This is a genomic window from Massilia forsythiae (assembly GCF_012849555.1).
GTDB lineage: Bacteria > Pseudomonadota > Gammaproteobacteria > Burkholderiales > Burkholderiaceae_D > Telluria > Telluria forsythiae.
Window position 1 is genome coordinate 3,966,594 of record NZ_CP051685.1, and the last position, 12,477, is coordinate 3,979,070.

The window sequence follows — 12,477 nt, forward strand, 5'->3', positions numbered from 1 at the left end:
AATGGACATGCAGGAATTGATTGGGCGCTGCCGTGCCGAGGGCGTCGAACTCGAGGTGCGCGCAGGCGGCCTCGAAGTGTATTTCGACGATGAGCCGTCCGCCGCGCTGCTGGCGCTGCTGAAGCAGAACAAGCAGCAACTGGTGGCCTTCCTGGAGGCGGCGCCCACCGCCGGGGAGGGGGGCGCGCCGGTACCGCGCTTGCGCAACGGCGAGGCGCTGCCGCTGTCGTTCGGCCAGCAGCGCCTGTGGCTGGTCGATCAGGTGGACGGCGGCAGCCCGCAGTACAACCTGTTCAACGCCTTCGAGTTCGAAGGTGCCTTCGACGAAGACACGGCGCAGGCGGCGTTCGACGTGCTGGTGGCGCGCCACGAGCCGCTGCGCACCGTGTTCGCCGAAGCCGGCGGCGTCCCGTGCCAGGTGGTGCGCGACGAGTGGACGCTGGAACTGGTGCGGCATGACCTGGGGCGGCTCGACGCCGCCGCCCGTGCGCCGGCCCTGGCGGCCGCCATTGCCGCCGAAGCCGTCCATGTATTCGACCTCGCCCGGGACCTGATGCTGCGCGTCGTGTGCGTGCGCACCGGGGCCGACAGCGGCGTGCTGATGATCAACGTGCATCACATTGCCGCCGACGGCTGGTCGCTGGCGATCCTGGTGGACGAATTCGTCCGCCTGTACCGCCAGTTCTCGGGCGGCGAAGACGCCGCGCTGGCGCCGCTGCCGCTCGCCTATGCCGACTACGCCGCCTGGCAGCGCGACAGCCTGACCGGCGACGCGCTCGAACGCCATCTCGCCTACTGGGAGCGGCACCTGCACGCGCTGCCGCAGGTCCACGACTTCCCGCTCGATACCCCGCGCTCGGCGCAGCAGAGCAACCGTGGCGCCAGCGTCGCCGGCCGCATCGGGCAGGAGCAGCTGGCCGCCCTGGGCACGCTCGCCGCCGGCCATGGCGCGACCCTGTTCATGGCCCTGCATGCCGTGCTGAGCGTGGTGCTGGCGCGCTACTGCCGCAGCAGCGATGTCGTGATCGGCACGCCGGTGGCGAACCGCGGCCGCGCCGAGCTGGAAACGCTGGTCGGCTTCTTTGCCAACACCTTGGTGCTGCGCACAGAAGTCGACGCCGACGCGTCCTTCGCCACGCACCTGGAACGGGTGCGCGACATTAACCTCGACGCCCAGGAACACCAGGACGTGCCGTTCGAGCTGCTTGTCGAGCGCCTGAACCCGGTACGCAGCCGCGCCCACGCGCCCCTGTTCCAGGTGATGTTCGCCCTGAACAGCGTCCCGGCCGGCACGCTCGCGCTGCCGGGCCTGACGTTGCGCCCGCTCGCGCCGGCTGCCGCCGCCGCCAAGTTCGATCTCGGCATCGGTGCGGTTCCGGCCGGTGGCGCGCTCGACCTGCGCATCGACTACAACGCCGACCTGTTCGACGCCGCGACCATCGAACGCCTGCTCGGCCACCTGCTGGCCACGGTCGACGCCGTGACCGGCGACCCGCACGCACCGGTGGCACGGCTGCGCATGAGCGGCGAGGCCGAACTGCGCGCGCTGCTGGCCGCGCCGGCGGCCGGCGCCACGCTGCCGGACGGCCTCACGCTGCACCGCCTGTTCGAACAGCAAGCCGCGGCGCAGCCCGAGGCGCTCGCGGTCGAATGCGGCGCGGACAGCGTGACCTATGCGGAACTGAACCGGCGGGCGAACCGCCTGGCGCGCCACCTGCGCGCACGCGGCGCCGGCGCCGACATGCCGGTCGGGGTCTGCGTCGAGCGCTCGATCGGCATGGTGACGGCACTGCTCGCGGTGCTCAAGGCCGGCGCCGCCTACTTGCCGCTCGACCCCGGCTATCCGGCCGCGCGCCTGCGCTACATGCTGGAAGACAGCGGTGCCACGCTGGTAGTGACCGAATCGCACCTGGCGGGCATGCTCGGGCTGGCGGCCGGCGCCGCGCTCTGCCTCGACCAGGACGCCATCCAACGCATGCTGGACCGCACCGACGGCACCGACCTCGCGCCGCTGCCGGGGCTGCCCGGCGCCGCGCTTGCCTACGTCATCTACACCTCCGGATCGACCGGGCGGCCGAAGGGCGTCATGATCGAGCACCGCAACGTGGTCCACCTGCTCGACGCGGCGGCGTCGCTGACGGGCGGCGCCGGGGCGGTGTGGCTGGGCCTGACGGCGGTCTCGTTCGACATCTCGGTGCTCGAGATCTTCGGGGCGCTGACTTCCGGCGCCCGCCTCGTGATCGCCCCCGAGCACAGCGGCCAGGCCGGCTCGGCCCTGGATTTCAGCCTGTTCTATTTCGCCAGCAGCGCGGGCGCCGACGGTGCCGATCTGTACCGGCTGCTGCTGGAAGGCGCGAAGTTCGCGGACGATAACGGCTTCGCCGCGGTATGGACGCCGGAACGCCACTTCGCCGCGTTCGGCGGCGTGTTCCCCAACCCTGCCGTGACCGGCGCGGCCGTGGCGGCGGTCACCCGCCGCGTGCAGGTGCGCGCCGGCAGTTGCGTGCTGCCGCTCAACGACCCGCTGAAGGTGGCGGAAGACTGGTCGGTGGTCGACAATCTGTCGAACGGCCGCGTGGGCCTTGCCTTCGCATCGGGCTGGAATCCGAACGACTTCGTGCTGGCGCCGGACCGCTTCAAGACGCGCCACCAGGTACTGTTCGACGGCGTCGATACCTTCAGCGCGTTCTGGAGCGGCCGGCCGGTACGGCGCGTGAACGGCGCCGGCGCCGCGATCGACGTCAAGCTGTATCCGGCACCGGTACAGGCGATGCCGCCGATCTGGATCACCGCGGCGGGCCACCCGGATACCTTCCGCAGCGCCGGTGCGCGCGGCGCCAATGTGCTGACCCACCTGCTGGGACAGACCATGGGCGAGCTGGCCGAGAAGATCGGCGAGTACCGGCAGGCATGGCGTGCCGCCGGCCATCCGGGCAAGGGCAAGGTCAGCCTGATGCTGCACACCTTCATCGCGGACAGCGACGAGCAGGCGATGGCCGAGGTCAGGCAGCCGTTCAAGGATTACCTCGCCACTTCGCTCGCCCTGATCAATGGCATGCGCGCGGAAGTGGAGGGCGGCGACCGCATGGATACCGATGCCATCCTCGAGCTGGCAGTCAACCGCTACTTCAAGAGCGCAGCCCTGTTCGGGTCATCGGAACGCTGCGCCGCCATCATCGACGAACTGACCGCCATCGGTGTGGACGAGATTGCCTGCCTGGTCGATTTCGGCGTGCCCGCCGACACCGTGCTGGCCAGCCTGCCGAAACTGGCGGCGCTGAAGGACAGCATCGGGGCGCGCCCGCGCGGTCCAGCGCCGGCGGTGGGCGAGCTGATCGCCCGCCACGGCGTGACCCATCTGCAGTGCACCCCCTCGCGCGCCGCGATGCTGCTTGCGGACGAGGCCGACCGCGCCGCACTGGCGGGCCTGCACACGATGCTCGTGGGCGGCGAAGCCTGCAGCGCGGCCCTCGCCGGCCAACTGGCGCAAGCCACCGCCGCCAGCCTGCACAACATGTACGGACCGACGGAAGCGACGGTATGGGCCAGCAGCCAGACGATCGGTGCGGGCATGGACGAGGTCCCGCTCGGCATCGCGCTGGCGCACTACCGCCTGCACGTGGTCGACCGCTTCCTCGAGCTGGCGCCGCTCGGCGTGCCCGGCGAACTCCTGATCAGCGGGGCGGGCGTGGCGCGCGGCTACCTGCGGCGCACGGAGCTCACCGCGGAGCGTTTCGTGGAATTCCAGCCAGACCCCGCCCAGCCCGCCGTGCGTGCCTACCGTACCGGCGATCTGGTGCGCTACCGCGCCGACGGCAGGCTGCAGTTCCTCGGCCGCATCGACCACCAGGTCAAGCTGCGTGGCTTCCGCATCGAACTCGGCGAGATCGAGGCGCAGCTGATGGCATGCAGCGGGGTGACGGCGGCGGCGGCGCTGGTGCGCGATTTCGGTGCCGACGACCAGCGCGTGGTGGCGTACGTGGCCGGCCGCAGCCTCGACGGCGCCGCCTTGCGTACGCAGCTGGCGCAGGTACTGCCCGGCTACATGGTGCCGTCCGAGATCGTCGTCATGGACGCGCTGCCGCAAACCGCCAACGGCAAGCTGGACCGCAATGCGCTGCCGGCGCCGGGTGTGGCCACCGAGGCCGCCGTGGCGCGGGTGGCGCCGTCCACGCCGACCGAACGCGCGCTGGCGGAAGTCTGGACCGCGCTGCTCAAGGTCGATCCGGCCCTGGTCGGGGCGGAAGCCAACTTCTTCGAGCTGGGCGGGCATTCGCTGCTGCTGATGCGCCTGGCCGCGGAGATCCGGGAACGCTTCGGGGTCGACCTGTCGATTCGTGAAGTGTTCGAGCTGCCCACGCTGGCGAAGCTCGCGGACCGGATCGACCGGCAGGCCCGGCAGATGGAAGAGGCGGAGAGATTCGGGCGCATGCAGGCGCGCTCGCGGGACAACGAGCAGGAAGTGGTGTTATGAGAACAGAAAACCTCAGCGATTTCATCGACTGGTGCATCGGCCAAAGCATCGGTTTCAGGCTGGAAGACGAGACACTGCGCGTGTCCGCCCAGCCGGGCGTGCTGACTCCCGACGTGCTGGCCGCGATCCGCGCCCGCAAGGACGAACTGACCGCCTGGCTTGCGGGCCAGCAGCCCGCCGCGCGCAGCCTTTCCGCGGCGCGCGTCGAACCGGTGGCGCGCGGCGACGGCAGCCATCCGCTGTCGTATGCGCAGCAGCGCGTATGGTTCATCGACCGCATGGAAGGCGGCAGCGCCCATTACAACATGCCGGGGGCGTTCCGCATCCGCGGCGACTTCAGCGAAACCCTGGCCGAGCAGGCGCTGGCCAGCGTGATCGCACGCCACGAGGTGCTGCGCACCGTGTACCAGGACAGCCCGGACGGACCACGCCAGCGCGTGCTGGAGCAGGCCGATTTCACGCTCGCCTGCCATGACCTGCGCAACCACGAACCGGCGGCGCGCGAAGCGGCGGTGCGCGCCGCACTGGCGGCGGACGTGTCGCGTCCGTTCGACCTGGCCGCCGACCTGATGTTGCGCGCGGCCTTCCTGCGCACCGCCGACGACGAAGGCGTGCTGCTGCTGAACATGCACCATATCGCGGCCGACGGCTGGTCGGTTGGCGTGCTGGTCAAGGAATTCGGCACGATCTACGCAGCCTTGGGCGGCGGAAGCATCCCGGAGGCTGGCGCGCTGCCGGTCCAGTACCTCGACTACGCGGCATGGCAGCGCAGCGGCGCCCATACCGAACAGGTGGAGCGCCAGCTGGCGCACTGGAAGCATGCTCTGGACGGCTGCCCGAAAGTGCATGCGCTCCCGCTTGACAAGCCGCGCACCGCGCGCCAGGAATTCCGCGCGCTCAGCCATCGGACCCGGGTGCCGGCGGCGCTGGCCACGCATCTCTCGGCGCTGGCGCGCCGGCATGACGCGACCCTGTTCATGGTCCTGCAAAGCGCGTTTTCAGCCTTGCTGTCGCGCTGGAGCGGCGAGCAGGACATCGTGCTGGCGGTACCGGTTGCGGGCCGGACCCGCAGCGAATTCGAGCCCCTGATCGGATTCTTCGTCAATACGCTGGTGTTTCGCAGCATCTTGTCCGGTAACCCGAGCTATGTCGAGCTGCTGCGCCAGGCCCGCGACTATGCGCTCGACGCCTATGGCAACCAGGACGTACCGTTCGAGCTGCTGGTCGACGAGCTGCGTCCGGAACGCGACCTCTCCTACAACCCGGTATGCCAGGTCAAGTTTCTCCTGCAGAACCATGAAGTGGCGCCTTTCGAGCTGCCCGGCATGGCCGTGGAGACGCTGTCCGCCGACGAGGAATTCATCCGCTTCGACCTCGACCTGACGATCGGCGAATCGCCGCGCGGGCTGTTCCTGAACTGGACTTACAAGGAAAGCCTGTTCCTGCCCGCGACCATCGAGCGTCTTGCCGCCGCCTTCGGCCACATGCTGCAGGCGATCGCCGACGCGCCGGCCACGCCCGTGGCCGAGCTGCCGCTGCTGGACCAGGCGGGCCGGGAGCGGTGGCTGCGCGACGCGCGCGGCGCCGACGATGTCACGGGCCGCGACCATACGGTGGCGGCCCAATTCGAGCAGGCGGCGGCCGAGTGGCCCGCGCGTACCGCGGTGGTGCACGGCGGCCGCACCCTGAGCTACGCGCAGCTCAACGCCAAGGCCAACCGCCTGGCGCACTACCTGGCGGAACAGGGCGTGGGCGCCGGCCAGCGCGTCGGCATCCATGTCGAGCGTTCGCCGGAGCTGCTGGTGGCCATGCTGGGCGTGCTCAAGGCCGGCGCCGCCTATGTGCCGTTCGAACCGAAGAATACCCGTGACCGCCTGGGCGCCATCATCCGCGACGCCGGCATCGAGTGGGTGCTGGTGCAGCCCGGCATGGCGGACCGCCTGCCGCCGGGCGGCGTCGACCTGCTGATGCTGGACGACGGCACCGGGTCCGGCTGGCTGGACGGCTACCCGGAGGGCAACCCGTCGGCGGACGGTCTCGCGCCGGCGCTGCACGACAGTGCCTACGTCATCTACACCTCGGGTTCGACCGGCACCCCGAAAGGCGTGGAAATCGCCCACCTGGGGCTGATGGACTACTGCGCCTTCGCGTCGCGCCGCTACTACGCCGGGCACCTGGCCGGTTCCCGGGTAGTGACCTCGCACGGCTTCGACATCACGGTGCCCAGCCTGTACCTGCCGCTGCTGCGCGGCGGCACCGTGGAACTGCTCGACGCCGGCGAGGAACTGGCCTGCCTGGCCGCTCGCCTGGCCGATCCGGACTGCGCCCCGGCGCTGCTGCGCATGACGCCGATGCACGTGCGCGGGCTGCTCGAGCTGCTGCCGGCCGCCACACCGGTACGAGGCCGCCATGTGTTCGTGGTCGGCGGCGAAGCCTTCACCCCGGGGCTGGCGCGCGAGCTGCAGCGGCGCTGCCCGCACAGCCAGCTGTTCAACCACTACGGCCCGACCGAAACGGTGGTCGGCTGCGCGATGTACGATATCAGCGCCAACCTCGACGCCATCGACCGCGTACTGCCGATCGGCCGTGCGATGGACAATACCCGGCTGTACGTGCTCAACGCGGCCCTGCAGCCATGCCCGGCGGGCGTGGCGGGGGAACTGCACATCGGCGGCGCCGGCGTGGCCAAGGGCTACTTGAACCAGCCGGCGCTGACGGCGGCGAAGTTCATCGCCGATCCGTTCAATCCGGGCGAGCGCCTGTACAAGACGGGCGACCTGGTGCGGATGCTGGCAGGCGGCGACATCGTATTCATCGGCCGCGCCGACGACCAGGTCAAGCTGCGCGGCTACCGCATCGAGCTGGGCGAAGTGCGCGCGGCGCTGCAGCGCCTGCCGCAGGTGCGCGATGCGGCCGTCCTGGTGGATGGCGAGGGCGAGCGCAAGCGCCTGCTGGGTTACCTGGTGCCGGCCGCGCCGGCCGTGGACGAAGCGGCGTATGTGGCCGCCGTCCAGGAAACCTTGCGCCAGGCGCTGCCCGAGTACATGGTGCCGTCAGGCTTCGCGCTGTTGAACCATCTGCCCCTCACGCCGAACGGCAAGATCGACTCGCGCGCCCTGCCGGCCATCACGGTCGCGGGACAGTGCGGCTTCGAAGCGCCGCGCGATGCAACCGAAGCGCTGCTGTGCGATATCTGGCAGCGGTTGCTGAAGGTGGAGCGGGTCGGCGTGCACGACAACTTTTTCGCCCTCGGCGGCGATTCGATCCTGTCGATCCAGGTGGTCGCCCGCGCCAACCAGGCCGGCCTGGGCATCACCACGCGCCAGCTGTTCGCGCACCAGAGCGTGGCCGCACTGGCGCGGCATGCGGGCGCCGCCCGCCAGGCCGAAGCGCAGGAAGCGGTGCAGGGCACCCAGGTGCTGCTGCCGATCCAGCGCCAGTTCCTGGACGCGTCCGCCCACCACGAACATTACAACCAGTCGGTATTGCTGGAAGCGCCGTCGCAGCTCGATCACGCGCTGCTGGTGCAGTTGATGGCCGCGCTCCACGAGCGCCATGACGCGCTGCGCCTGCGTGTTGCGCGCGGCGCCGGCGCCTGGGAGGCCGGCTATGCGGTGCCGGCCGCGCACCTGGCGCAGGACGCGGTCACGAGCGAGGCGCTGCCCGACGGCGCCGGCGCCGCCACCCGTATCGCCGAACGCTGCGCTGCGATGCAGTGCAGCATCGACCTGGCCAGCGGACCGATGCTGCGCGCGCTGCTGCTGACGTCCGCAAGGCCGGGTGCCGCGCGCCTGTTCCTGGTCGCCCATCACCTGGTGGTGGACGGCGTCTCCTGGCGCATCCTGCTGGCCGACCTCGCGCTGGCATTCGGACAGCTCGCGGCCGGCCGGCCGGTCGCGCTGCCCGCCAAGACCTCGTCCTACCAGGCCTGGGGCGCTGCGGTGGCTGCGCATGCGCCGCGTGCCGCGGCGCAGCTGCCGTACTGGCTCGGCCAGCTGGCGCAGCCGGTTCCCGCCCTGCCTTGCCACCGCCCGCATGGGGCGGGCGCGCCGCGCGCTTCAACCCGCACGGTGCGGATCGAACTCGGCGCGGCCGATACCGAGGCGCTGCTGAAGCGCTGCGGCCAGCGCTACCGTACCCGCATCGACGAACTGTTGCTCGCCGCCGTATCGATCGGCGTGCGCGACTGGCGCGGCGCCGGCGGCCTGCGCCTGTTGCTGGAAGGGCACGGACGCGAGGAACTGTCCGACGCACTCGATACCAGCCAGACCGTCGGCTGGTTCACCACGACCTATCCCGTGACGCTGGCGTGCGACAGCCAGGACACCGGGGCCGTCATCTGCCAGGTCAAGGAACAGTTGCGCGCGGTGCCGCAGAAAGGTTTCGGCTACGGCGTACTGCGCCATATCGCGGGCGAGCCCGCGCTGGCCGATGCCGAGCGCGCCAATCCGGCCCAGCTGGTGTTCAACTATCTCGGGCAGTTCGACCAGTCCATCGATGCGGCCGGTCCCCTGCGCATGGCCCCGGAGCCGACCGGCGACGCCATCGATCCGCGTCGCCTGCGTCCGTGCCCGTTGGGCCTGAACGGGCAGGTCATGGCCGGCCAGCTCGGTTTCGTGCTGGACTACAGCGCGCTGGAATTCGAGCATGCCGACGTGGAACGCCTGGCGCACCTGATCCGGGCCGGCCTGCTGGCGGTGATCGCGCACTGCGCCGACGCCGCCCCCGGCCCGTACACCCCGAGTGACTTCCCGCTGGCGCACGTCAGCGGCGCCCAGCTCGATGCATGGCAGCGGCGTTACCGGATCGGCAAGCTGTACCCGGCCACCTCGATGCAGCAGGGCATGCTGTTCCACACGCTGCTCGACAGCAGTGCCTACGTGACCCAGACCTATCCCGTCATGACCGGCGCGCTCGACGTGCAGCGCTTCCGCGCGGCGTGGGATGCCGTCACCGCGCGCTACGACATCCTGCGTACCGCGTTCGTGGGCCAGGGCGAGCAGTTGCAGCAGCTGGTCTGCACCAGCGTCGAACTGCCATGGAGCGAGGAGGACTGGCGCGATGCGGCGCCGGCCGAACAGGCGGCGCGCCTGGCGCGGCTGCTGGAAGAAGACCGCAGCCGCGGCTTCGATCCGGAACAGGCGCCGCTGCAACGCATCACCCTGGTGCGCCTGGGCGAGGAACGCTACCAGCTGCTGTGGACCCACCATCACATGCTGCTCGACGGGTGGTGCACGCCGCTGGTCTACCGCGACCTGTTGCAGGCGTACCGCCGCCTGCTGGCCGGTCAGGCGCCGTTCACCGCCCCGGCGCCGTCCTACGACAGCTACATCGCCTGGCTGCAGCGCCAGGACAGCGATGCCGCGCGCGACTACTGGCGCGGCTACCTGTCGGCGATCGACGGACCGACCGCGCTGCGCCTGCCGCGGCCGGCGGCCGGCGCGGCGGACGGCGAGCAGCGGATCCATTTCGACGCCGCCGAGACCGCGTCCCTGCAGCGCTTCGCACGTGAACGCCGCACCACCGTCAATACCATGATGCAACTGGCGTGGGGCTACCTGCTGCAACGCTACAGCGGCGAGCAGCACGTCCTGTTCGGCACGACGGTTTCCGGCCGGCCGGCCGAGGTGCGGGACGTGGAAGAAATGGTCGGGCTGTTCATCAATACCGTGCCGGTGCGCGTGTCGTTCGACACCACCCGGCAGGTCGATGCACTGCTGGCCGGCCTGCACGACGCTTTTCAGGCCAGTACTGCGCACGGCTTCCTGCCGCTGACCGAGATCGCGCGTTGCAGCCCCGCCGGTGGCGGCACGCTGTTCGACAGCATCGTCGTGTTCGAGAACTACCCGCTCGATGCGGCGCTGGGCGAGGGCGACCAGGCCGGCATCGCACTCGAGACGCTGGACAGCTTCATTGCCAACGGCTACGGCGTGACCCTGAACGTCAACGACGGTGCGGCACTGCGCATCGGCTGCGCCTACAGCGGCAAGGTGCTGGACGCGACGATGGCGGCGGCCGTGCTGGACCAGCTCAAGCGCGTGCTGCTGGCCATGGCCGGCGGCGCCCGCGATATCGGCGAGATCTGCCTGCTCTCGCCAGCCCAGCGCGACCAGATGCTGGTCGAGTGGAACGGTACGGCGCGAGCCTACGAAGATGGACGTTGCGTGCATGCCCAATTCGAGCAGGCGGCGGCCGAGTGGCCCGCGCGTACCGCGGTGGCGCACGGCGGCCGTACCCTGAGCTACGCGCAGCTCAACGCCAAGGCCAACCGCCTGGCGCACTACCTGGCGGAACAGGGCGTGGGCGCCGGCCAGCGCGTCGGCATCCATGTCGAGCGTTCGCCGGAGCTGCTGGTGGCCATGCTGGGCGTGCTCAAGGCCGGCGCCGCGTATGTGCCGTTCGAACCGAAGAATACCCGTGACCGCCTGGGCGCCATCATCCGCGACGCCGGCATCGAGTGGGTGCTGGTGCAGCCCGGCATGGCGGACCGCCTGCCGCCGGGCGGCGTCGACCTGCTGATGCTGGACGACGGCACCGGGTCCGGCTGGCTGGACGGCTACCCGGAGGGCAACCCGTCGGCGCACGGTCTCGCGCCGGCGCTGCACGACAGTGCCTACGTCATCTACACCTCGGGTTCGACCGGCACCCCGAAAGGCGTGGAAATCGCCCACCTGGGGCTGATGGACTACTGCGCCTTCGCGTCGCGCCGCTACTACGCCGGGCACCTGGCCGGTTCCCGGGTAGTGACCTCGCACGGCTTCGACATCACGGTGCCCAGCCTGTACCTGCCGCTGCTGCGCGGCGGCACCGTGGAACTGCTCGACGCCGGCGAGGAACTGGCCTGCCTGGCCGCCCGCCTGGCCGATCCGGACTGCGCCCCGGCGCTGCTGCGCATGACGCCGATGCACGTGCGCGGGCTGCTCGAGCTGCTGCCGGCCGCCGCACCGGTACGAGGCCGCCATGTGTTCGTGGTCGGCGGCGAAGCCTTCACCCCGGGGCTGGCGCGCGAGCTGCAGCGGCGCTGCCCGCACAGCCAGCTGTTCAACCACTACGGCCCGACCGAAACGGTGGTCGGCTGCGCGATGTACGACATCAGCGCCAACCTCGACGCCATCGACCGCGTACTGCCGATCGGCCGTGCGATGGACAATACCCGGCTGTACGTGCTCAACGCGGCCCTGCAGCCATGCCCGGCGGGCGTGGCGGGGGAACTGCACATCGGCGGCGCCGGCGTGGCCAAGGGCTACTTGAACCAGCCGGCGCTGACGGCGGCGAAGTTCATCGCCGATCCGTTCAATCCGGGCGAGCGCCTGTACAAGACGGGCGACCTGGTGCGGATGCTGGCAGGCGGCGACATCGAATTCATCGGCCGCGCCGACGACCAGGTCAAGCTGCGCGGCTACCGCATCGAGCTGGGCGAAGTGCGCGCGGCGCTGCAGCGCCTGCCGCAGGTGCGCGATGCGGCCGTCCTGGCGGATGGCGAGGGCGAGCGCAAGCGCCTGCTGGGTTACCTGGTGCCGGCCGTGCCGGCCGTGGACGAAGCGGCGTACGTGGCCGCCGTCCAGGAAGCCTTGCGCCAGGCGCTGCCCGAGTACATGGTGCCGTCAGGCTTCGCGCTGTTGAACCATCTGCCCCTCACGCCGAACGGCAAGATCGATGCCCGCAGCCTGCTGGCATTGGGCGGCTTGCTGGGCAGCGGGACGGTGATGGCGGCGCCGTCCGGCCCCACCGAAATCCGGCTCGCCGGGACTTGGTGCGAGCTGCTGGGCCTCGAACAGGTGAGCACGACTGCGAGCTTCTTCGACGTTGGCGGCCATTCGCTGCTGGCAATGCGTCTGATCAATGCGGTACAGGGTGGCTTTGGCGTCGCATTCTCGCTCAAGGCCCTGCTGGCGAATCCGACCATCGCAGCGATGGCCAGCCAGATCGACGCCTCGCTGGCCCGCGCCGGCAATAGCGAAGGCGCCAATGACAACGAAAACAATGTCGAAACGGAGTGGTGA

The 12,477-nt window shown here is 70.5% G+C and carries 2 protein-coding genes; both read left to right on the forward strand.

Annotated elements, in window-relative coordinates; all coding sequences use genetic code 11:
• The first annotated feature begins 7 nt into the window (after positions 1-7).
• Positions 8-4,474, forward strand: a complete 4,467-nt coding sequence (locus tag HH212_RS17055) for a MupA/Atu3671 family FMN-dependent luciferase-like monooxygenase (protein WP_170203549.1) — start codon at positions 8-10, stop codon at positions 4,472-4,474.
• On the forward strand, positions 4,471-12,477 hold the full coding sequence (locus HH212_RS17060; RefSeq protein ID WP_170203550.1) for a non-ribosomal peptide synthetase: 8,007 nt from the start codon (positions 4,471-4,473) through the stop codon (positions 12,475-12,477). The genes HH212_RS17055 and HH212_RS17060 overlap by 4 nt, the downstream gene beginning before the upstream one ends.

Excerpts from the sequence above, each read along its gene's own strand:
- HH212_RS17055 (WP_170203549.1), top strand. The coding sequence starts at position 8 with ATGCAGGAATTGATTGGGCGCTGCCGTGCCGAGGGCGTCGAACTCGAG.
- HH212_RS17060 (WP_170203550.1), top strand. The coding sequence starts at position 4,471 with ATGAGAACAGAAAACCTCAGCGATTTCATCGACTGGTGCATCGGCCAA.